We start from the raw sequence: 24,300 nt of genomic DNA, 5'->3' as shown, positions 1-24,300 counted from the left end.
TATGGAACGTAGAAAGTTTATCAATCAAATTGGAACAGGGTCGGCAGCATCAATATTGGCGCCCTTACTGTTGTCATTCAAACCCTCAATTACAACGAATGCCGATGGACCGCTCCGTTTTGGGATTGTGGCAGATGTGCATAAAGATTTGATGCCCGATGCTAACAAACGATTGGAAAGATTTATTTCCGAAGCTATTGACCAAAACGTGGATTTTGTAATCCAGTTAGGGGATTTTTGCATGGCGGATGCGAAAAATCAGGATTTTTTAAAGATTTGGGAAACCTATAAAGGTCCAAAATACCATGTATTGGGCAATCATGATATGGATAGAAATTCCAAACAGGAAATGTTGGATTTCTGGGGCATGCCCAAAACCTATTATTCTTTCGATTTTCATGGGTATCATTTCATTGTTTTGGATGCCAACTTTTTGTATCAAGATGGAAAGTTCACGGATTATGAAAAATCAAATTTCTACGTGAACAGCAACCTAAGGACTTTCATTGATGACGCCCAAATAGAATGGTTCAGGGCAGACTTGGAGGCCACACAATTGCCTACCATTGTATTTTCCCATCAAAGTTTGTGGCATTACCAGTGGGGAGTAAAAAATCGTTTAACCATTCAAAAAATCATGGAAGCCCAAGAAGAAAAGATAATATGCTGTATGAACGGTCATAACCATATCGATTTTCACCATCATCAAAATGGAATCGATTATATCGAAATCAACAGCATGTCCTATCAATGGATGGAAGATAAGTATAAGAATACCCAACGTTACCCCAAAGAAATGTACGAGCAGTATAAATGGCTGCCCAATATGGCTACATATAAAGATCCTTTATATGCCTTTGCCGAATTAAGAGCAGAAGGTACCTTGTCCCTTAAGGGTGTGAAAAGTGAATGGATGTCACCATCTCCTTATGAAGCCGGAATGCCAAAACCAATCTACGGGAATGCATATTCAGCAGAAATCTCGGATTACAAGCTGAGGTTTTAACCCAATATTAGTTGAAGGATTTTAAACATGAGAGTGCATAAAATGAAGAATTTGGAGTACAATACGAAGTATCCGTCCATAGAAGATCTAAGAAATAGGGCAAAACAACGGATTCCCAGATTCGCGTTTGAATATTTGGATGGAGGCTGTAATGAAGAGATAAATCTACGCAAGAACACTTCAGAAATACGTGAGGTGGAGCTACAACCAAAATACCTCAATGCCAACCCGAATTCTTCAATGAAAACCGAACTTTTTGGTCACGAGTATGACGCTCCCTTCGGAATAGCCCCAGTTGGATTGCAGGGGTTGATGTGGCCCAACGCCTCCGAAATATTGGCAAAAGCGGCTTTCGAACATAATATTCCGTTTATATTAAGTACGGTCACAACTACTAGTATAGAAAGAGCAAGTGAACTCACAGAAGGAAGGGCTTGGTTTCAGTTATATCACCCAACGGAGAATAGTGTCCGAGATGATATAATAGCAAGGGCTCAAGCCGCGGAATGCCCTGTATTGGTTTTGTTGTGCGATGTGCCCACATTTGGTTTTCGCCCAAAGGAAATAAAGAATGGACTCTCGATGCCGCCAAAAATGACGGTGAATAATATGCTTCAGATATTGGGAAAACCCAGATGGGCTTTGGAGACCCTAAAACATGGACAACCTAACTTTGAAACATTAAGACCCTACATGCCCAATAACCTCAATCTTAAACATTTGGGGCTTTTTATGGACAGGCTATTTTCTAAGCGAATGCCAGAGGAAAAAATAGCGCCCATCCGCGATCTTTGGAAAGGCAAACTTGTGTTAAAAGGTGTAGCAACCGAAGAAGATGCTGAGAGAGCCATAAAATTGGGATTAGATGGAATCATTGTCTCCAACCATGGCGGAAGACAACTAGATGCAGGTGAATCGACCATAAAACCACTTACGCGAATTGCGGATAAATATGGAGATCAGATTAAGGTGATGATGGATAGTGGCATACGTTCAGGACCTGATATTGCCCGAACTTTGGCATGTGGTGCCGATTTCACCTTTATGGGACGCTCGTTTATGTATGGAGCTGCTGCCTTGGGAAAAGAAGGGGGCAACCATACTATTTCTTTGTTAAAGACCCAGTTGCAACAGGTGATGCATCAAATTGGATGTGAGCGGACCTCAGATTTTCCAGGCCATTTAAAAATGTAATCGGTGTCAGGTATATGTAATATCTATTCCTTAGAAATGATAAAAACCTGTTAAATAAGTTGTATATACAACATTTGAAATTATCTTTGCAATATGAAACATCAATTAAAGCATTGTATCGGGTCTAGGTTAAGACGTTTGTCTCGAATTGCTGATGGGCATATTAGAAAGTTTTTAGGAGATTATAAGATTACCGAAAACCAGATGACCATTTTATTCACGTTGCACGAATTGGGAAAGGTTGAGCAAGGAAAAGTGGGAGAGGTACTCTGTCTTGAAAGGTCAACCGTGAGCAGAAATGTCAAGCTTCTTGAAAAAAGAAACCTTATTGAGAAATCTACCCAGTACCGACCAGAAATTGAGTTAACTAAGGAAGGTATGGATCTGGTAAAAATTCTCGTTCCCCAATGGGAAAAAGCCATGGACATTCTTGTTGATCAATTAAATCCTGATGGATTGAATAGCCTTCAAGAATTAGAAAATAAAATGCGATAAATTTTACATCATAAGTTGTATATACAACATAAAAATAATCAAAATGGAACAAATAATTCCTTGGAAACAAGCACTCGTAACATCTTTGGCGGTTTATCCCTTACTACTGTTCTTCGAATGGCTTGTGAAACAAATTCTTCCGGTGCAATATATAGACCGTAAAGTCACCCTTTTTATTGTAGTGATAATGATCGCTACTTCGATGGTATTCGTAGTGATGCCGGTATTGGTGAAATTGCTAAGGCCCTGGCTATTTAAAAACAAAAACAATTAAAATGATGCTAATGAAAACAAATCAACAACAATCAAAATTATTGAACACAAAAAAGGTTCGGATTAAAAAATTTGGATTGAACATCCGCTATGCGGAAATGGGAAACAGCCAAAATCCTACCATTCTCTTATTACATGGAGTTCCAGAAAATCTTCATACATGGTACGATGTTGCTCCAGCATTATCTAAGGATTATCACGTTCTGGCCATAGATTGGCCCGGTTTTGGCGGCAGTGAGGCCTTCTCAAACCTAAAAGATCATAACCCAAGAAGTTTTGCGGCTATGGGGATGGATTTTTTGGAGACCCTCCAAATTGACTTTGCACATATAATGGCAACAGACATTGGGCTATCACCAGCATTGATTATGGGCGTAGAGAATCCAAATAGCATTGGGAGAATCATTGTAATGGACGGAATTCCATTTCCTACCACTGCGTATTCATCATGGGAGGTCAAAAGTTTTGGACGGAAAAATTCCCTTAGGGCAAAGGCACTCATAAAGTGGTTTCCCAAAATCTCGGCTCAGATTGCCTATAAAAAAGGATTTTACAAGAGCAACAATATTCCGAAGGAAGTACAGAATGAATTCCTTGCCGATGGTTATAATAAAACTACGCAGAATGCTTTCCTGTCATACTTTCAAAACAATGCGTCGGGACAGGCATATTTGGAAAGCCGAATACATGAAATTCAACAACCCGTTTTGGTAGTCTGGGGAAGACATGACCGGTTTATTAATGTGAAATTGGGCGAACTATTGGCCAATAACTTATCCAATGCTCGATTGAAAATTATTGAAGATTCAGGGCATTTTGTCCAAATGGATAGACCAGATAGATTATTGGAACATACCACGAAATTTTTAAAAGAAATTGAACAAGAACATAGAACTGTTAATATTTAAAACTACAAAATGAAAACTGAAATTTTAATTACTGGCGCAACTGGAACAACAGGGCAATATGCTATAAGGCATTTATTGGAAAAAGGAATTAAGTTACGTGCCATGGTACGAACTATTGATGAAAGAAGCAAAGCATTGGAATCTCTTGGTGTAGAGGTCGTCCAAGGAGACTTTATGGATATCCAAAGCTTGAATAAAGCCATGAAAGGAATAAAAAGGGCCTATTTTTTGTATCCTTTTATTGACCATTTGCCCAAAGCAGCAGCCTATTTTGCCCATGCTGCAAAAAATAATAGATTGGAAATGATAGTTGCAATGTCTCAAATGGGAGTTACAGAAAATTCACCAAGTCCAGCCACTCAAAACCATAGTATTGCCGAGCGCATTTTGGATTGGGCCGATGTAGGAGCTGTGCATATCAGACCGGCATTATTTGCCTGGAATTATTTGGGTTTTGCGGCACCCACCGTATCCGACCATCAGAAATTCTATTACCCATTGGCCGATGCGCGGTACTCTATTGTGCATCCGAAGGATGTAGGTGAAGTAGTGGCCGAGATTTTAACAGATTCGGATTATTCACATCATATTGGTAAGCGGTACGACCTTACAGGTCCCACCGTGCATTCGGCACAGCAAGTTGCTAAAGACATTTCAGAAACAATCGGAAAGCAGGTGGATTATGTACCGATTCCGGTAGAAACTTGGATTGAGAACATAAAATCCCACCCAACCGTTAATGAATTTTTGGCAAAACACTTAAAAGAGTTCAGCTCAGAAGTAGGGGATGGAAGGTTCGATAGAACTTCGGATGCGGTTCATACAATAACCGGGCATGAAGCACGCACCTTTAAAACATACTTGGAGGAATACAAGGAACTGTTTGTATAATATCGGCCTAGTAGTGGCAAGCAGAGTCTAGTTATGGCTCTACTTTTCAAAACCTCATACCTTTCAAAAACAAAAGCCAGTAAATTAGATTTACCGGCTTTTTTTAATTATTTAATTTTGGAAGTGACCTGACTGGGGTTTGAACTTAAACTCCAATCATTTGATTTTCAAAAAGTTAAAATCTATATTTTTAATATGTGCACCGATTTGCGCACCTATCAAAAACGATATATCAAATGAGCTTATTTAAAGATAAATGTAATTAAATTTTCGGTGCAAATGATTGTCACAGTGAATCCATTCGTAGAAAGAAAATATGAAATGGATTAAGTTTAGGTAAACCTGGGATTAATTTCTTCACAATAATAAATTGATTGTTCTGAGAAAGCTTTGTTTTTTAGAACAAGTATGAGGTATCTCCTTCTTCATATGTCTTTATGCAAGAAATATACCGTAATAACATCGGAAATTTAAAAAAAAACATCCCCAGATATTGGGGATGTTTTCGTACTCATAGCTATATGGAACCATTATTTATCTACCAAATCAGCAGTTTCCTTAACATTGTCGTTCAAGTTATATTGAAATCCAAAAACTACTGAAAAAACCTGACTTTTTCTATAACTACTGTTCCAAAAAAAAGAGAGCAATTCACCGCTCTCTTTAAATTAAATAAATAGTTAATGGTCATTTCTGTTTTACGGCACAAGTGCTTATCCCAAAAGGGGCATATAACGGGCAAAAACTGATAAAGCTAGTAAGTACAAACACCCCAGCTAATACAAGTAGCACTATCCCCAAAGTACCACCAATGGTACCGGTGTAATATAGCACTCCAATAATTGCTGCAATTATAAATCGGATAATTCGGTCAGCCGACCCCATATTTTTTTTCATCATATTTAAATTTAATTGAACAAAAGTTTTAATAACCAAACAATACCAGTGATCAAGGCAATACAGATGAGGCAAACGAAAAGAAGCTTGATCACCATTTTTGCCATAATCTTCACTTGGTTATTTCAAAATTAGATTAGAGAACCGATATGGGCAGTGACTGTAGTCACTACTTGTATACCTTAATTTTATTGCCCAATTGCTTTACCAAGCCTTCGCCCTCCAATTTTTTGAGAACACGGCTGATAACTTCACGAACCGTTCCGAGCTCATCCGCAATCTGTTGATGGGACATTTGAAGTGGATTTTCTTTTTTCAACACTGTCTTTTCCTTTAAATGCTGATAAAGGCGTATATGAACCTTATCGAACAGTACGTGGTGTATCGTATCCAAAAGCTCGGCATAGCGGCCTTGGTATTGCTGAAAGAAAAATCTGTTGATATCAGGATGGGCACTGGTCAACGTATGTAATTCCCTAACCGGAAGAAGAAGCACCTTAGTATCTTCTTCGGTAACTGCAAAAACCTGGCTAGGCTCATTATTGATACTTGCAGAGAATGACATAATGCAGCTTTGGTTGGGTTGAATGTAATAGAGCAAAAGCTCCCTGTCCTCGTATCGGGTAAATACCTTGATAAGTCCTTCTTGAACAAATGGGATGAGTTTTACAAATTGCCCCTCCCTTAGAATTTCGGTGCCTTTTGCAATTTTCTTGACAGTGCCCACTTCTGCCAATTTCTGGAACAGTATTTTGTGGGTCGATACGCTTTTGTGTTCGGGCTTCATTGTTCAGATTTGGAAGAAGAGTTCGTCCATAGTAAATATAAAAAAAACCGTCCCAGAGATTACATTGGGACGGTTTATGAACCTTTCTTTTTCATAGCGGGGGTCAAATCAATGCATTTAGAAAGGCTTACGGGTCATATATAGAAGGGGCTTATTGTTTTTCAAAGGTCAACAGGTCGGTTTCCCCATCACCGCCGCTGACATCCATTAATTCAATCTTTGTGGCTGAATAGGATACAATGTTCCAATCGTCAGATAGTTCGTTGAAATTTTCAGGGGAGGCAAAAAAGATGTTGAAATCGATTTCTCCAGTGGTCTGCCCACCATCAAAATTACCAATGGTACAACCGTTCTTAAAGCGCAGTCGATCTTCTCCGTTGATTCGTAGGTCCACTTTTGACTCGCCGTTCTGCAACTCAATCTCATGAAGTGTCCAAGTGTCTTCAAAATCGGACAAACCTGAAATTGTCAATACCACTTGTATGTTGTTGCTGCTTCCCGATGCTTCCCAAGTACCTGGGTAGCTCTCCGATCCCGCAGTGGCCGTAACCGTTCCATCGGCAGAAAAGTTAAATCGATAGGAAGAAAAACCATCTTCCAAATCGTTGTCATTACGTTCCAACTTGTCCACAAACCAATCCTCACATGACGTGAGTACTTCAGTAAGTTGGTCGACAGTACAGCTGTCACAATCATCATCCCCATCATCTTGACTTGAGCTATCATCGTCGGAATCATCGTCCGAATCGTCATCGATGGTTACTGACCATGTACCTGTAACGGAGACACTTCCATTATCAGCCACCAAACTTCCATCTTCATTAAAACTAAAGCCATAACCCTCAAAGTCAGAGGTTTCGTTGGTGCCTGAGTCCACAAAATTAGTTATCGTCCATGGGCCGGCCATTGCCGCAATGGTGATTTCCTCGACATCGGCCTGTAATTGGGCCAAATTGGCCATTTCATCACTTTCACTGTCTTCAGTACAGGCTGTTGCCAATAGTGTCAGTGAAACAAAAGCTAACTTAAAAATGTTCTTTTTCATAGTATTCTTATTTGGGTTATTGTTTTACAAAAATCAAGGTGTCCACACCGCCATCACCGCCACTCACATCGCGTAGCTCTATTTGGGTGTCCGAAACTGAAATGACATCCCAGTCATCGTTGAATTCATCCAAGGGCATCACCGTCCCAAAATCCAAGACCAGTTTATTATCCCCATTTTGTCCGGCCCATGTGCCATTGGTGGCACTGCCATTGTCTGCAATGACAGACCCATCGGCTACAAAGTCGAAGGTGAAACCGTTATAATCGTTGGTTTCATCATTTCCATCATCAAGGTAACTTGAGACCGTCCAAAGGCCATCGACCAAAACCGTACTCAAATCGGAGCCACCGTTCCCATTACTACTTGGGTTTCTTTCAAAGGTCAAAAAGTCCGTGGTGCCATCACCGCCACTAATGTCCTTCAACCGGATAATGTCATTGGTCGCTTCCAGTACGTCCCAATCTTCCTCCAACTCATCAAAAGGATTGGCGGTTCCAAAGTTCAGGTTCAATTCCAATGTAGTCTCATCTCCAGAGGATGTTGACCATGTACCATTTGTGGTCATGGAACCATCATCTGCCATTGCGGTACCATCCGAAGCAAAATTGAAGACCAAGCCATCAAATAGGGCCGTTTCATCCACATCGTCAAAGTAATTGGTCACGTACCAATCACCTGTGGTCAATACTTGCACCAAACTGCTATCGTCAACTCCTCCATTGTCACCACCACCTGTGCAGTTGCTCTCAAAGCGAAGGCGGTCATCACCCATGCGCAGGTCAACATCGCTTTCGCTCGCGTCCTGCTCAATTTCATGTAGGTTCCATGTGGCATTAAAATCTGTCAGATTAGGGATGTTGATGACCACGGAAATGTTGTTCCCGGTACCGTTGGTCTCCCAGGTTCCAGAAAATGACTCGGAACTGGAATCAGCGGTCAATGTTCCGTCACTTGCAAAATTGAAACGATATGAAGTATACAGATCTTCCAAATCCTGATCGTTGCGCTCCAATTTATCCACGCTCCAATCCGAGCAACCTACCAAGATCTCTGAAAGTTGGTCAGTAGTGCAATTATCACAATCATCATCATTAAAATCGTTGTCATCGTCCTCATCGCAGTCATCTTTGGCGTTGTCCAAAATATTTTCTAATTCATTAAGATTGGAGGCTTGTAACTCTGTACCGTCAAATAGAATTACGGTAATGGGAAAATCGACTCTGACCACATCATCTTCATCAAGGTCATCGATGAATTCATAAAGGTCTTGGTCGTTATTAAAGGTTATCGTATCGATCACCTCATTGTTTGAGTTGAATACAGATGCGGTGACCGGGTATTTGATATCCGCACATTCGATATCATCATCGAATTCGTTCTCGCCCCCGCAATCATCTGCGAAATCTTCCAATTCATCCAGGTCGTTGATAACCAATTCGGTAAAATCGCTTAATACTATGGTTATGGGGAATATAATCTCAAGAATATCCTCGTCATCGTCAAATTCGTCAAAAATGTCCTCAATGGTATCAAAATCCTCGGGGGAATCCACAATGATATCAAGACCATCAACGATAACGGTCACGGGCAGTGCAATAGAAATACAGCTGGCATTGTCAATGATGTTGTCATCAGAACCATCTTTGGTAGCTGTGTTCTGCAATAAACCTGCAATGTTGGAATTGGCCTCAAGGGTCTCCTCTTGGGGGCCTTCAATAAATACGGATTCTTCCTCACGGCAAGAGATCATCGTCAGGGCCAGAATAAGGATCATAAGGCTCAATGTTTTCAGAGTGTTTTTCATAGCATTTGTATTTTGTAATTGCTGTATTCAATACTAAAACAACCCAAACCCAAAAACTCCTGAAAAAAACCAAAGAATTTTATTTGTTTACTTTTAGCCTGAACCCAACCGAACAGTTTGAAGAAAGATTTGCATACGGATATTTGCGAGGATTCCATATTCAAGGGAATCTATGAACGATTGGCCGAAGGCTTGCACGACTACCTCTATTATAAGTATGGAGAAAGACATGATCCCACTGATAAAACACAAGAGGCATTCATTAAACTTTGGGAAAATTGCAAAAAGGTGACTCCCACAAAGGCGAAGTCCTTTTTATATACAGTTGCCAATAATTTGATGCTGAACGAGGTCAAGCACCAAAAAGTGGTATTAAAGTACCAAAACGAAAAGCCCAGTGAAGTGACCCATGAGTCGCCTGAGTTTCTTTTGGAAAAAGAGGAGTACTTTAAAAAATACCAGGAAGTGCTTGCAAGCTTGACCGAGGAGCAGCGAACCGCCTTTCTTTTAAATAAAGCGGAAGGCAAAAAACATGGGGAAATAGCAGAATTATTGGGGGTTACAAGAAAGGTCGTGGAGTATCGAATCTACTCAGCTTTTAAAGTGCTAAAGGCGGAACTGAAAGGTTTTAACATAAAATAATCAGGAAAAAGGGCAACTCAGTTGTTCTATAATAAAGTAAGATGCGAATGGACAGGGATTACTTGATACAAAAATGGCTTGCCGGGGAGCTGACTCCCGAGGAAGAAAAGGCATTTGAGTCGCTTGAAGATGTAGCTTTTTTGAAGGGTATTGCAGATGATGCCAAGAATTTCAGTGCCTCACAATTCTCAAATGCCGGAGCATACGTGGACTTTAAAAAAGCTCTTGATGCTCATAAGACCCCTGTTAGAAAATTAAATTGGGTTTGGCCCCTTATGCGGATCGCTAGTGTTTTTATTGTAGGGCTCGTTGCATACTATTTCCTTATTTATGAAAATTTGACCCGTGTTGAGACCCAATTTGGGCAAAAGACTACCATAGAGCTTCCCGATAATTCCATAGTTTCGGTAAATGCGCTATCTGAAATTGCTTATAACGAAAAGAAATGGAACGACAATAGGACGATAACATTGGAAGGAGAAGCCTTTTTTGATGTGGCCAAGGGAAAACAGTTTGTGGTCAGCACACCGAAGGGAGAGGTCACGGTTTTGGGAACAGAGTTCAATGTAAAACAGAGGGGAAGTTTTTTCGAGGTAAAATGTTTTGAAGGTACCGTCAGGGTCACTTCAGAACAGCGCGAAACGATACTTAATCAGGGGGACAATATACGCTGGTTCAACGGGGAAATAGAACAGGGCAAAAACACCTATTCGATTCCCCAATGGACGAAAAACGTCAGTGATTTCCAAAGGGTTGCCATATCCCAAGTATTTTCAGAATTGGAAAGACAATACGGGTTGAAGGTCACTTTGGAAAAAGTAGACGGTAAACGCTTGTTTACAGGTGGATTTGTGCACGACAATTTGGATAACGCCCTGAAATCGATTACGGTCCCGTTGGATTTGGACTATGTCATTTTGGAAAACAAAAAAGTCAGGGTGAAGCCACGTGAAAAGTAGACTATCTTTTTTATTTTTTCTCTTAACCATACTAATCTGTTTGCCGTTGACGGCACAGGAAATCCCTGGAAATAAACCACTTACCACCATTTTAAAAGAGCTTCAAGATCGTTTCGAGGTTCACTTCAATTATGCCTCCGATTTGATTGAGGACATAGTGGTCAAGACCACTGACGATTTTACCAATTTGAGGGATGTCATTAACTTTTTAAGGGAAAGTACCGGACTTGATTTTGTCTTTCTTTCTGATAATGTAGTTTCCATTAAAGCAAAATCAACAGTGCTTTGCGGCTACATTCGCGATAAGGACACTAATGAGCCACTGTCCTATACTACGGTGCAGTTCGATGGCAAGGGTACCGTTACCAACGAAGAAGGTTTTTTTGAATTATCCATCGATGATTCTTCCCAAATAGTTCTTATCCGGCATATCGGGCATAGGACGATTCGAAGGGAAGCACGTTTTTTCAATACCGCCAACTGTGGGATTATCCATATGGTATCGGAACAGCAAAAATTACCAGAAATAGTACTGTCCCATTATTTGATTCGGGGGATGGATAAACTGGACAACGGCTCCTTTCAATTGGATTTTGACCAATTTTCAATTTTACCCGGACTTGTAGAGAAAGACGTACTTCAGTCGGTTCAGGCATTACCAGGTATAACCAGTATTGATGAAACGGTTTCGAATATCAATATTAGAGGAGGCAGTAACGATCAGAACCTGATTCTTTGGGATAATATCAAAATGTACCAATCCGGTCATTTCTTCGGATTGATTTCCATGTACAATCCCCAAATCACCCAAACGGTAGCCTTGCAAAAAAATGGCACATCTCCGGCATTCACTGATGGAGTTTCAGGAACTATTGCCATGAGCACTGATAAGAACATCAATCTAAGTTTCAAGGGAAGTCTGGGCATCAATCTAATCGATGTGAATGGTTTCATAGATGCACCGATAAGAGAAAATATATCCGTTCAGGTAGGGGCGAGAAAGGCGATAAGCGATTTTTTTGAGACCCCAACCTATTCTGAATATTTTGACCGTATTGCCCAAGACACAGAGATTGAATCCAACGATGCTCTGGTCACCAACTCGGATATCGAATTTGATTTCTATGATGTCTCCTTGCGGTTCTTGTATAGACCCAGTGATAAGGATTTTTTGAGACTGAACTTTATACATACCGCCAACGAAGTCGTTTTCAACGAAAGTGCCGTTATCGCCAACAGGGAAGAGGTCCGGGAAAGCAGTCTTGATCAAACCAGTATTGCAGGCGGTATTTACTACGAACGAAAATGGAACGACAGATTTGAGACTTATATTGATGTCTACGAAACTGATTATAAGTTGAGGGCCATAAACGCGAACGTATTAGAAAATCAGCGTTTTCTACAGGAGAATATCATTTCTGAAACAGGTGCACGCTTCACAGCACAGAATGAATTATACGAGAATCTGGTTTTGCGCAGTGGCTATCACTTTGTGGAAACCAAGGTCACCAATCTGGACGATGTTGACGACCCGATTTTTCGTCGATTGGAGGGCGAGGTACTTAGGACCCACGGGATTTTCACAGAGGTTGACTGGTCCAGTACAAATGGAAACACATCCCTGAACGCAGGGGTCCGTTTTAACTATCTGGATAAATTCAATAGGAAGCTTTGGGAACCCCGATTGAGTTTCAACCAGCGGTTTTTGAGTCACTTTAATCTGGAGGTTTTGGGGGAGTTCAAGCATCAAAACACCTCACAAATTATCAACTTTCAGAACGATTTTCTAGGTGTCGAAAAAAGACGATGGCAACTTTCCAACAATCTGGACATTCCTGTAATACAGAGTAAACAGGGTTCCTTGGGGCTGAGCTATCAAGAATCGGGTTGGCTGGTCAATGCCGTAGGATTCTACAAGGAAGTTAACGGCATCATTACGCAGAGCCAAGGTTTTCTAGATAGTTTTGAATTCGTTCGAACATCCGGAAAATATGATGCTTTTGGACTTGATTTTCTTCTTAGAAAGCAGTTGCAAAAATGGAACTTGTGGTTGAGTTATGGGTATTTGAACAGCACTTACAATTTTGAAGAGTTGACTGAAGTTGAATTTAGAAGCAATTTTGATACGACCCACTCCCTTACTTCGGGCATAACCTTTTCAACGTCAAAATTGAACCTAGCGCTTGGGGCCAATTGGCGGACAGGAAAACCGTTTACCCCTACGGTTGCAGGGGATGAAATCGTTAACGGAGATATCAATTATTGGAAAGCCAATTCGGATGAACTGGATGACTACTTGCGATTGGATTTCTCTGCTATCTATAAGGCCAAAATCGGAAAAAAGACCAGCCTGCGAACAGGAATTTCCATTTGGAACCTACTGAATCGCGCGAATCCCATAAATACTTTTTTTAGGGTAAACCCACAAAACGATGCCCAACAAATTCTTCAGCAGTCCTTAGGGATCACCCCCAATGCAAGTTTGAGACTTTTATTCAACTGATTTAATTAACCACTAAGGCTACCATTAAACTTGACTTGACCTAAAAATGGGCAATTAAAGTCTAGAAAAACCTGTGTATAATTTCTATCTGGTAATACAGTTTAAATGTAGGTTTCGTAATTGACCAAAATCAATTAGATCTTTCACTCTTGCCTCAAAACTGGATTGAGTGAATAACATTCATCCTTGTTTTGAAATCCAATCCTCAATGAGTTGGCTCATTTTAATTGGTTGTCCCTCATGCGGGAAGTGTCCTTCGTTTGAGATTAAATGTAGTTCTGAATTGGGTAATAACTTGCAGATTCTGTCGACAATTCCAAGCTCTCTTACAGGATCTTTGGAGCCATACACCATGAGTGTGGGCTTAAGGTTCAAAACGGTTTCAAAACCTAATTTTACCTTTTTCATGAATGCCTCATTTTGTTTAAGATCAAATAACATTTGTGTAATTCTCGTACGTTTGGCATTGGTATTGAACATTGATAAATATTGGCCCCTTTCCGCGTTGGACAATTTTCTTGTCCTAATTCCATATCTGAATGTAGCCCTTACTAAAAAATTGGTTCTTGCGTTTAGCCAACCAAAGAATCCGCTTCCTACAATATCAAGCATTATTGCCAGTTTGGAGTACTCACTAATTGGATAGATAACGGTATCGGTAAGAATAAGGCCCTTAAAGATATCCGGACGATCTATGGCAACTTTGAATGCAGAGGGCCCTCCGGTATCATGGCCAACTACATAGATATCGGTAAGATTTAATCTTTGGAGAAAACTGTCCAAAATAATACTTTGTTGCTCTACCCCCACCTTGTAATCCCAATTTGCCTTGGAAAGTCCAAAACCTGGGTAATCGATCGCTATACACCTATATTTTGACCTCAAATATTTAATGAATTCACGATACATAAAAGAGGACCCCAAAGGAGGATGGCTAAATAGGATCGTTGTGCCTTGCCCTTCGTCAATATAGTGGATCTTGTTGCCATCTATGTCCATCCATTTGCTTTTGAACGGGTAGAGTTTTGCGTTGTATGAATTCATTTTTCCTTTATTATTTGATAAGACTTTTTCAGCAGATCAATGGCGAGCATAACGTCGCTTTGTGATTTAATGTGCAGGGAAATACCACTCTTTATGTATTTATGCCGTTGGACCCTTCCTTGCTGAATCAATAGGTTCTTGGTTTCCTTGGGGAACAGAATATCCACAATAGTATTTCCATGGATATGGCCAATAGGCCTGTTTTTATACCTCCATTCTATCGAACCGAACAGATGCCTGCCCTTTGTGATGCCATGAAGCGCTGATATTTCTGAATCAATCTTTTGGAATACTCCTAACCTTGGCGGTAAAAAAGAATAGTTCAAACTCCAAAAAAAGTAGTGTGAAAGGGAGTTCTTCATTGTGTGCCATTTTTATGACACAAAAATGATCAATGTACGATTGGTTTTTCTTGCCAAATGGCAAGAAATCGGTCTTAGGAGATATTTTTTCTTATCCTACTCAATGAGGTATCTGTAATACCCAAGTACGAGGCAATGTACTTTAATGGAATATTTTTCATGTAACCGGGGTTTGCCAAAAGTTCCAAATACCGTTCTTCCGCTGATTTGGTTTGAAGGGAAAGCATCCTTTCCATTACGTTGATCGATACGTGCTCCGCATATCTTCGACCAAACTCCAAATATTCAGGGTTGCTGGCATATTGCCTTTCCAGTTCTTTACCGTTAACAATTGAGATTTCTGCATCTTCCACGGCCTGCACATAGAAAATGGCCCTGGATTGCTTGTAGAAGGCCAACAGGTCTCCTATCATCATACCTTCCCAAGAGAACCACACGGTAACCTCGGTTCCTTCCCCATCATAAAAAAACACCCTAAAGGTGCCTTTTTTAACAAATGCCAGAAATGAACAATCTTGGCCGGGCTTTAATAAGTATGTCCTCTTTTTGAGTTTTCGGACTTTGTGGAACGAGCCAATGAGGTCCTCTACATCAGATTGTGGGATATATTTTTTTAAAAAAGATCTCAGTTTCTCCATCTTCGTTTAGAGCTATGTCAGTGATTTTTATGCCCAATATAAACTTTTAATTATTCAATATATATTCAATGTGGTCAAAAGAAAGTGCAAGATAATCTGGGATTAATTACTACTTACCTAAAGGATTAAAAGCTCCGAAAAAGGTTCTTTTTACTGAACCATAAAAAAAATAAAGGTAACGTCCAACATAGAAAGCGTAGCGACCGAATTAGAGCAATGATTGTTTATGCATTGTAGTGAGCTGGCTTCTTATTTCTCAATTTTCTTTTAAATTTATTCATCAGCAAAATATTTGAACAACAATAAATGAGAAAATTGAACCACGTTAATTACCAGCATCATTTTTAAAAGCAATCTTTCCGCAGGGGATTATTTCAGAATCAAGTGGATTTACAGTAAATCTATAAAAAAGGTCTTGTTCTTTTAAGAAAAGTCCGGCTCGTACAGAGCCACTTTGCTCTGGAAAATGCATGAGCATAATGACATAGAAAAGACACTCTTCCTCAGGTTTAATCGTTCTTTGCAACATGGTAGGTTTATTGAAGTTGGCATCTAAAAAAGACCTTATATCGGGTATATCATAACCATAGTTAAACGATACAAACAAATTAAAATTATGGGAATATTAATTATTGTCTTGCTCTCAGTATTATCATCAAATCAAATTTTTAGTCAAGAAAGTGAAAAAGAGATACTCGATAATTTTTTTGAGATTTATCAAAAAGACACTTCCAAAGCAGTGGATTACATTTATAGCAACACAAAATGGATAGACAGTGAGGGAGATTCTGTGAAACGATTAAAAAGCCAACTGAAACAATATGAAGAATTGGTTGGAGAATATTTTGGGGAAGAGTTCTTATACAAAGGAAAACTTGGGCAGAGTTTCTTGACCTATATATATTTGGCCAAATACGAAAGACAGCCTTTTAGATTTACTTTCGAGTTTTATAAGGCAAACGATAAATGGATTGTTTATTCTTTCAAATTTGACGATAGTTTTGATGATGATCTAGAAGAGGTAATTAAATATGACTATATGCAAACAAAGTTCTAAAACAATCTAAGTTCAAATAAACGATGATGAAAAGTGAATTTGAAAATAAAATCAAGAAGTGTACATTGAAGTTTTAAGTTGGGGGTTTTCGACCAGAGGATTCGTTAACTGCTTCTTGGATTGGTAATGTAACGGTTAAAAAGGGGACGAGACTTGGCCCAAATCCGATGGAGAACACATGATTCCGATTTGTCAGCTAAACTTAACTCTATTGCCGGAAGTTCCGGAGAACTTAAAGGACATTGCACTGATAACATTATTCATCGATTCAAAGGCAATACCATATGACAAACCAAATGGGCAAGGCTGGCTAATTAGAACCTATTCTGATATAACCGAGCTGGAAGAAATTATTAAACCAAGCGTCGATTTTCCGATTAGGCCTTTTCAATTAAAGCCTGAAATTTTAGGCAATGTGTTTAAAGTTCGGGGAAATCATATTTTATTCTAAGAACCATCCTTATTAAGGTCTCTTAACCATTTCGGAACTCGATTGGTAACAGACAAAAGCTGCTGAGGTTCATCCATATGCTCTACATGTAGGCGAATCACTCTGGTTGAGTCAAGATCATCAAACCTGTTCGCTACAGTACCAGTTATGGGAAACTCAGTAGTTGGCCTTTCGAATATCTTGAATACCATAGGTATTTTCTTTATATAAGAAATCCTTTTTAAGGCTTCAATGAATTCTTCGTGATATTCTCCCTTAAAGAAGTAAGCAAAGTTTAGAGGCTTACCTTGAGTAATGGCTTGTTGAACACGGTTGAGAAACTGAATTTCTATGGTATCCGCACGTTTTGATATATTCTGGGAAGTTGGAAAATATGCCTTCATTTCTGCGATCCATTTTCCCTTTGGGATTTTCAATACCGGTTCTACAAAATCGAAATCCATATCTGCACCTAAAAGCCGTCTACTACCGGGTACACTTACTCCGGGCGACAATGTAATTTGATTCTGCCGGGAAGCCCTTCTCATTTCACCGAATAGGTCGTGTAATATTTCTAATTCAAAAAGGGTTCCATGAGGTCCGGTATCTGTGGTTCCTTTTGCCAAATTTCCTCCGGTTATCGGTAACAAAAATCTCCGCACCACTTCGCGGTGTCTTGCATGATCCGTATGATGAATGGCCGCTAGGAAGGCTGAATTCATTTGCTGAAGGACCTTCTCCAATAAATTACCGTCGGCGAACTCACCTCCCCCCAGACGATGTACGAGCTCCATCGTTCTGAATAGGCCCAGGTATGCAAGATGACCGGAAAGGCCTCTCATAGCATACATCGAAGGTAGTTTTTCTAAACCATTCCCTGGTGTTCGCTTTAGCTTCTCGGCAATAGCCACAATGGATCTGGCCAGGGCATTAGGAGATGTCGCCTCCGGCACAGCCTTAATCCAATCCTTAGACTTAATACCAAAGGGTTCTTGAGTCCCTGCCTGAACTGCAGCGTCGAGTTTTCGCGCATCTTCTAACCACTTGCCACGTAGTGCATCCAAGGCGGCTCCAGCATGTAAGTGACCCATATCAACGTGGGCTAACCATTTTAACAGGGCTATAAAAGCATCTGAATTGTCTACCTGGTTGTTGAAAAACATCATTAGGTTTTGCATTTTGCGCATTACGTGATCTGCAATCCTTTGTACGGCCAGCACTTCTTCCTGGATTGTAGTTCCGGGTTGGTGGGCTGGGGTCATATCTGTCTGCCAATTGTTAAACCAAACGACCATATTCCTACCCGTGGCCGCCGCGGCTAATGGTGCAAATGGTGGAATAGGCGCCAATGCTAAGAGCGCTGTCTGTAGACTGGCCTCAAGAATAGTTTCAAGCCGCTTGCCAAAAGCGTTCAAATGTTTAATGTCCCTATCTTGAATTCCTGCTGAAAAATAAGTGTACATTGCCTCGAATAAAGGAGATACGGCCAAAGAAATTTGGGCTGCTCTGACCTTTCTCCATTGGACAAGGATAACCATCATTTCTCGGGAAAGCACCGCTCCTATATTTTGCAACAGCCTTCTTAGGTGCGGGTTGTCAAGATCTGCCATCTTCTTAATCATCCTAATAACAGGTTTCAAAACACCCACTATGATGTTTGCAGGTGTTGCCGCTCCTGCGGTGACAAATTCTCCGATGTCTGCCAATAATCCGAGTATTGCTACCGAGAAGTTCAGCCAATCAGGGTCCTTACCTCCCTTAGCAGCAAAATATGCTAAGTTCTTTCCTATATCGCGCACATCTCCCCAAACCAGGAAGCCCGCGACTACATCACCGGCAATACCGGAAATACTATCTTCTTCACCTGCAATAAAGCCACTTATGAACTCCAAAACACCGTCATACGCCTTTAATCCGGTTCCGTTGAGCACCGCCAAATCCACGCGCTCAACATATACACCACTAATACAGTAACTTGCCGAAATCCGACCGTAATACTGTATGGATTTATCAAAATTCGGACGATTGTTAAGGGTCTGATTGTTTTGAGGGGCACTGGGAATAGTCTTGAATGCGTTTCCTTCGGGAGTCCGGCCCGAATCCAAGGGCATCGTACCGGCCGATCCGCTCACACTACCATCACCCATTTGATCGATATTGTAGTTTTGATTCAATTCTGCGCGCAGAATGATTTGACCGATATCCAGATCGTTTCTCAGTGATCCATAAACCTCAAAATACTGTATCTTGCCCGGGATCCAGTTAAAATTACTACTAGCCACAGTACCTGAGTTGGATTGCCCTGTACTAATATTAGTGGCAGTCAATTCCAACTCAACATATCCCTTCTTATCATTGACACTGGCGGTACTTCCTGCTTCACCTGGAGAGACACCTGCGTTGGGGTCAATACCGTTTGGAGATCCATATAAATGACCTTTTACTCTACATTTAATTCTCGTCCAACCTGTGGTAGATATCCAAGGGACAATAATGCTTTCATCTACCGTTCCTCGGTTCACACAACCTCTTGCATAGTACTTAAACTCTATCCAATTGCCGGTTGTACCGCCCAGGGTCGCATCGTAACGTAATTTAACTGTCCAATTGCCAAACTGCCTTTGTGTTCTTGGACCTCCCTCTACCAGTATGAATGTATCGGAAATTCCCGTGGGTATATCGAGTCGGCCTGCAGGAGCGAACAGCATGTCGAACTCAAAATTGGTAAGTCCATAGATGGGTCCTGATTCAAGAACATCAGCAAATAAAAAAGCTTCCTCCAGTCGCAAAACGCTAGTAGGTCCACCAGCTGCTATTCCGGTAGTTTGGACGCCTGAACTTGAGCTACTTACCTTGATATTAGCGGCACGCGTATAATGAATACTTTGAGCGTTCGAATTAAACTCAGCATGATTTCCCTGGAAATCGAATTGAATAATTTCTTCTAAATACCTATCCTGATTGATATCCACGTATACCGTTGAGTTTGTGGCTCCCTCCACTTTAATTGGGGTATACAATGCCCTTCCCTGAGCAGAAGATCCATTCACGGCAACCCATGAAAGATCAGATTGCTTGAGCAATCCACTGTGCGGTAATACCACTTTAGGCACTCTTTGAACCGGATAACGTGAGAACTCGAACTCTTTGAATGTACTCTTCGCTCCAATGGTTGCACTAATTTTGAATTTGCCTGTGGCCGCGGTTCTGAAATAATTTCTGCTGCCGTCAGGTGAGTAGAAATTAGAGGAAATCCCAACTCGAGCTGTTCCGCCCTGGATCTTGGTAATTGCAGTTTTGGCAAAATGCCCTAAATCTGGATCCTGGACTGATCCATCGGTAATGCTCCAATTTACTTTCGTCCCGTCAGGTAGGGGGTGACCATTTATGGTTGGACTTACTAGAACATGGGAACGCCCTTCGTTGTCTGAGTCTACAGTGGTCGCTGTATTAGGCGCAACGCCATTGTGAAGCCTCATCTGTAAATCGACCAATTGGGATTGCGTTCCAAACCATTCTTGATGTTCGCCACAGCTCATTAATAATAATTGTGTTCGGGGATCAAAAGAAGCACGCATTTGTTTATAGGCATATCCTCCTGTAATCTCATCTACCGGTTTACCTCTTACATCACCTATTTCTCCTCCTCCTAGGAGGTTAAAACCAACTACAGTACCATCTTCAACGGGCCTGTTCATAGCATCCAGAACCTGCAATCTGAGCTCTATGATTTCCATGTAACTGGTTGAAGGTTGAAGCGATTCAGGAAATGGATCGATAGTGGCAGACAAATCTGGCCTTCTTATAGGATCAATCGAGGTTAATTTTATTTCATCCCAGGATGATCCTGGTCGATGTAGCATGCGACCATGCAAAACAAATTTTGCGGGTGAACCGGGTTTAACAGTTACTACAGGGCTTTTGAGTTCAGAGGATAACTCAGCTCCAAGTTCTATTTCTTCTCCATCCAGAATAAGCTCTTCAAGCTTACTTGAAACCTGAATGCTTCCAGTCTTTGGATAATTAAGCGTTGCAAAGCTGAAGTTGGAGTACACCCGATCTGTGTTTGGAACATCCAGCCTGCCCGCTCCAAGACTTCTCCAGCTAAACCTTGTTTCGATACTGTGCAATACTTTAGGGTCCAAAGGATGAACATGCAGCGCAACACTTGTTTGCACGCCTGTTTGAATTTCTGTATCCGATTCTGCACCTATATTGGTAATTACCCTTTCGCCCAGCTTTTCCTTGCCCTGCTCAACATCTTCACCCTGGTAGGCATCGGGTAACAACAAAGATTTTTGTGCTCCGTATATAGAGAGGTCAAATTCTATTTGGGTGGCATTATTTGAGCTGTCTTCAGTTTCCGGAACCTCTCCATAGGTACAGTAGGGTTTCAACAGATAGTTTCCGATGTAACCGCTCTCAAAAGTAACCGCTCCGTCCGTACCCCCTTCCAGTCCCATCTGACTTCCTGGTGGAGCCGTATGGATTTGCCAATGAATTTCAGGAAGGATTCCGTTTATTTTTTTCGGGATAGGTTTCGCGAGAAGCGCCAATTTTGAAGACTCTATTCCTTCTCCATATTGGTAGGCAATAGCACCTATTCGAGCACTTTCAACCTCGTCTATTTCCAAACCGTAGGTTCTTCCACAACCTGTGCAATTGTCAAAAGTAACACCGACCTTCTTATCCGGACCCTGAACCAATATGGGTACTATTTCGTCATTCTTAAAATATGGTGGGGCCATCCCTGCACTATAGGGCCCCAGTTTGACAAAGGCGATTCGATGTCTTGGATCTGATTGGTAGACGATATTAGTACCGGCAACCTGAATCATAGGAATTTCTTCGCTTCTTCCATTTCCAGGATTGTGCGGAGGGCATGAGTCACCCACGATTGCCTCATCTGCTCCATAACCGACACCTATAATTTTGTACAGGATACCCTGCGCAGCTTTCAAACCTCCGACCTGATCTACTTCGATTCGCCCTTCAGCTGCCATTTCAGGAGCCAACCAGTTTTCCGGTTTGGCGTAGGCTTCCGATAAGGTCTTGGAATAATTTTCTTGCGCTTCTACAAGTGCTTTCTCCCTATTGTCCTGCCCACTGATGGCAATGTCTCTTAGGGCAGCAAAATTTTGCTGACTTTGTTGACGTGATGTGTGATACGAGGTCGCTGCAGTACGTAATTGATTGGCGGCTTGTTTGGATCTTTGACCCGTAAAAATTTGTGCTCGGATGCGAATACTTCCCAGATAACCAATTCCATTGACGACCGAGCACTCTATAAGGTGGTTACCCGTTCCTCTAAGAACCAAGCTCAGTTCGAATTTCATGTCTTCAGTAACATCCAGGGTAGCTGAAGAATTATCAGTACTCACATGGGCCTCGGGTTGCGATTGATCGTTAAGTTTATTGGTGGGGTCGAGGACCCTCCCTGTTATTTTCAATGAATAGTCGCATAACTTGTCTATTACATTGGTCCCATTCGCAGTAGCGGTGAGCTGAACAACATTTCCTTCAGCAGCTTGATGCTGAAGGCTTGGAGTGTCAATAGCGAAAATAGGATGGTGTTGCCAAACTGCAATCGGTTCCTCGAACTTGGGTCGCAACGACAAGCCAGTCTCCTGATTTTCTGCTCTTAGTACTACCCCTTTTACTAACACTCGCATTTGATCATCACAGGTCTTTCCGTTCTGATGTGTAAATTTTACCTTGATGATTCCCCAGCCTAACTCAACACCTCGTACCGTAAGTTTATTATTGACAATACTTACAATGTCTAATTGACTACCAATAACGTTGAAGATATAGGTGCCCGGGCCGTTACCATTGGCCGTATATGTACGTGTACAGTCTTCTGCAGGCACCACGCCATTGTCGTCGGCATTATTATCATCATCATCGTCCACTTCACTTGAAGGATTGACCGGGCATGCACAGAGCTCTGGAGGCCCATCTAGTGTCACCTTACAATGTTCTGTTTCCGTATCTGTGTCTGTATTAGTATCCGAGTCTGTGCAGGTCTCTGAGTCTGTGCAGGTCTCTGAGTTCGTGCAGGTCTCTGAGTTTGTGCAGGTATCCGTATCTGTATCGGTTTCGGTATCTGTATCGGTTTCGGTATCTGTATCGCTCTCCGTTTCCGAATCGATATCGGTACCCTCTGTTTCCACCTGGGAATCATCTGTCTCCACTTGGGAATCATCCGTCTCCACATTCGTTTCCCTTGGCCAATTTTCCTGAGGTCTTTGGTCTAAGGGGATTCCAAACCCTTCTTCTAGCTCTTCATCGGTTTCTGAATGCTCTTCAATATGTTGCTCCAGGAAATTTTCAACCTCTCGCTCATAATTCCAAAAATCAGTTTTGTGATTTGGTTCTTTCTCTTCTTCTTTTCCTATTCTTTTTAACTGATAGTGAAGGGCCTTCAGGTCTTTTAGCTCAGTGGTATTCACTAGCTGACGGAGGTTTCCAATGCCATTTGTAACCGGACTGCCTGGCTTGTCCTGAAGGTCAAACCCAATAAGGCGCTTCTCCAGGGAAGGTTTAGAAACCCCTTTGGAACTCAGGGCTTCTGCAAACACCTCCAGCCTTTGTCGAAACCAATAGAGGTGATGCGTTCTGTAGAGTATCGCCAATAGCGAATGTAATAACCATTTTTGTCTGTCCTCAGGAAGAGCGGTACAATTGAATCTTTTAAAATAAGGAACAATAGAATGGTTGTAGTGCTGCTCAAAGCAGGTAAATAAAGTGCTTCGAAATCCTAATTTCATTAGGTATGCACTTGCAAGGAGCCGAGCCGAACGCCCATTTCCTTGAGTAAAAGGATGAATCAGTAATAGTTCTCTTAATAACCGGGAAGCAATGACAACCGGATGTGCCTTACTTTTCTGAGACTCACGGATGGCATCTTCAACCAGAGCTTCCACTTCTTCTGCTTCAGGAAAGCATCGGTGCTTGCCCACTCGTATTGCAACTTTTCTGAATTCACCTGACCCAATGCCTTTCTGATGAATCTCTAAAAAAAAGCGCTTGTCTAGCTCGAAATTTTTCTTCTCACTTATCAGATCAGGAAGTTCATTAAAGGTGGTAATCACTTTTTGGCGTTCCAATGGCTCATGGTGCGAATTTGAGCGTAAATCGCCTTCCCATTTAGATGGTTTTGTGAGATTTTTTTCAACTAGCAACTGTTGTCTGCCAATTTGATTTAAAAGGCCTTTAATTCCATAACTTTTATACTTCATTTGAGAAGCAGGAGTCAGTGGCTTCGGAATTTGTGTAAACTTGGAATTGGACTTTAGTTTCATCTCAAAAGGTATTGCAGGATTACAATGTATAGGAATTCGTAACCCAATTTTGAACCTG

The 24,300-nt window shown here is 41.2% G+C and carries 18 protein-coding genes; 9 read left to right on the top strand and 9 right to left on the bottom strand.

The features are described 5' to 3' along the window. The first annotated feature begins 1 nt into the window (after position 1). The 5 genes from IAG46_RS16260 to IAG46_RS16240 all read left to right on the top strand — a co-directional run bounded on the left by IAG46_RS16260 (position 2) and on the right by IAG46_RS16240 (position 4,767). A complete protein-coding gene (locus IAG46_RS16260; RefSeq protein ID WP_190811457.1) occupies positions 2-1,006 on the top strand; it encodes a metallophosphoesterase in 1,005 nt (334 codons plus the stop codon). A 27-nt stretch (positions 1,007-1,033) separates the two neighbouring features. Continuing rightward, positions 1,034-2,200, top strand: a complete 1,167-nt coding sequence (locus IAG46_RS16255; protein WP_223826738.1) for an alpha-hydroxy acid oxidase — start codon at positions 1,034-1,036, stop codon at positions 2,198-2,200. A gap of 93 nt (positions 2,201-2,293) precedes the next feature. Further along, positions 2,294-2,695 carry a MarR family winged helix-turn-helix transcriptional regulator gene (locus IAG46_RS16250; protein ID WP_190811456.1) on the top strand — a complete coding sequence of 134 codons (402 nt, stop codon included), beginning with the start codon at positions 2,294-2,296 and terminating at the stop codon, positions 2,693-2,695. 284 nt (positions 2,696-2,979) lie between these two features. Further along, complete coding sequence (locus tag IAG46_RS16245) at positions 2,980-3,876, top strand: alpha/beta fold hydrolase (protein ID WP_190811455.1); 897 nt, start codon at positions 2,980-2,982, stop codon at positions 3,874-3,876. Positions 3,877-3,885: 9 nt separating this feature from the next. Further along, positions 3,886-4,767 carry an NmrA family NAD(P)-binding protein gene (locus IAG46_RS16240; protein ID WP_190811454.1) on the top strand — a complete coding sequence of 294 codons (882 nt, stop codon included), beginning with the start codon at positions 3,886-3,888 and terminating at the stop codon, positions 4,765-4,767. Between the two features lie 687 nt (positions 4,768-5,454). On the opposite strand, the gene IAG46_RS16235 is transcribed toward IAG46_RS16240, so the two are convergent. The 4 genes from IAG46_RS16235 to IAG46_RS16220 all read right to left on the bottom strand — a co-directional run bounded on the left by IAG46_RS16235 (position 5,455) and on the right by IAG46_RS16220 (position 9,303). After that, entirely contained in the window at positions 5,455-5,664 is a 210-nt protein-coding gene (locus IAG46_RS16235) for a DUF2892 domain-containing protein (protein ID WP_190811632.1), read from the bottom strand. A gap of 169 nt (positions 5,665-5,833) precedes the next feature. Beyond that, positions 5,834-6,451: a Crp/Fnr family transcriptional regulator gene (locus IAG46_RS16230; protein WP_190811453.1), complete on the bottom strand. Its 618-nt coding sequence runs from the start codon at positions 6,449-6,451 to the stop codon at positions 5,834-5,836. Positions 6,452-6,602: 151 nt separating this feature from the next. Continuing rightward, positions 6,603-7,496, bottom strand: a complete 894-nt coding sequence (locus IAG46_RS16225; RefSeq protein ID WP_190811452.1) for a hypothetical protein — start codon at positions 7,494-7,496, stop codon at positions 6,603-6,605. A gap of 16 nt (positions 7,497-7,512) precedes the next feature. Next, entirely contained in the window at positions 7,513-9,303 is a 1,791-nt protein-coding gene (locus tag IAG46_RS16220; protein WP_190811451.1) for a hypothetical protein, read from the bottom strand. A gap of 117 nt (positions 9,304-9,420) precedes the next feature. On the opposite strand from IAG46_RS16220, the gene IAG46_RS16215 reads away from it, so the two are divergent. Genes IAG46_RS16215 through IAG46_RS16205 form a run of 3 tightly spaced genes read left to right on the top strand, consistent with a single transcriptional unit; the run spans position 9,421 to position 13,407 of the window. Next, complete coding sequence (locus IAG46_RS16215; RefSeq protein WP_190811450.1) at positions 9,421-9,945, top strand: RNA polymerase sigma factor; 525 nt, start codon at positions 9,421-9,423, stop codon at positions 9,943-9,945. Between the two features lie 47 nt (positions 9,946-9,992). Next, on the top strand, positions 9,993-10,904 hold the full coding sequence (locus tag IAG46_RS16210; RefSeq protein WP_190811449.1) for a FecR family protein: 912 nt from the start codon (positions 9,993-9,995) through the stop codon (positions 10,902-10,904). Positions 10,905-10,950: 46 nt separating this feature from the next. After that, positions 10,951-13,407, top strand: coding sequence for a carboxypeptidase-like regulatory domain-containing protein (locus IAG46_RS16205; RefSeq protein ID WP_223826737.1), 2,457 nt, complete (start codon positions 10,951-10,953; stop codon positions 13,405-13,407). A gap of 180 nt (positions 13,408-13,587) precedes the next feature. Here the strand turns inward: IAG46_RS16205 and IAG46_RS16200 are convergent, their stop codons facing one another. The 4 genes from IAG46_RS16200 to IAG46_RS16185 all read right to left on the bottom strand — a co-directional run bounded on the left by IAG46_RS16200 (position 13,588) and on the right by IAG46_RS16185 (position 15,980). Beyond that, complete coding sequence (locus IAG46_RS16200) at positions 13,588-14,451, bottom strand: alpha/beta fold hydrolase (protein WP_190811447.1); 864 nt, start codon at positions 14,449-14,451, stop codon at positions 13,588-13,590. After that, positions 14,448-14,813, bottom strand: a complete 366-nt coding sequence (locus tag IAG46_RS16195; RefSeq protein WP_190811446.1) for a luciferase family protein — start codon at positions 14,811-14,813, stop codon at positions 14,448-14,450. Before IAG46_RS16195 ends, IAG46_RS16200 begins: the two co-directional genes overlap by 4 nt. A 74-nt stretch (positions 14,814-14,887) precedes the next feature. After that, complete coding sequence (locus IAG46_RS16190) at positions 14,888-15,451, bottom strand: Crp/Fnr family transcriptional regulator (RefSeq protein ID WP_190811445.1); 564 nt, start codon at positions 15,449-15,451, stop codon at positions 14,888-14,890. 325 nt (positions 15,452-15,776) lie between these two features. Beyond that, positions 15,777-15,980, bottom strand: a complete 204-nt coding sequence (locus IAG46_RS16185; RefSeq protein WP_190811444.1) for a hypothetical protein — start codon at positions 15,978-15,980, stop codon at positions 15,777-15,779. An 87-nt stretch (positions 15,981-16,067) separates the two neighbouring features. Between IAG46_RS16185 and IAG46_RS16180 the strand changes: the two genes are divergently transcribed. After that, a complete protein-coding gene (locus IAG46_RS16180; RefSeq protein WP_190811443.1) occupies positions 16,068-16,508 on the top strand; it encodes a hypothetical protein in 441 nt (146 codons plus the stop codon). Positions 16,509-16,955: 447 nt separating this feature from the next. Here IAG46_RS16180 and IAG46_RS16175 read toward each other — a convergent pair whose 3' ends face one another. After that, positions 16,956-24,242: a Fic family protein gene (locus tag IAG46_RS16175; RefSeq protein WP_190811442.1), complete on the bottom strand. Its 7,287-nt coding sequence runs from the start codon at positions 24,240-24,242 to the stop codon at positions 16,956-16,958. Positions 24,243-24,300 lie beyond the last annotated feature (58 nt).

Source organism: Flagellimonas sp. S3867 (assembly GCF_014698935.1).
GTDB lineage: Bacteria > Bacteroidota > Bacteroidia > Flavobacteriales > Flavobacteriaceae > Flagellimonas.
This window is presented reverse-complemented; position numbering and strand designations above follow the sequence as displayed.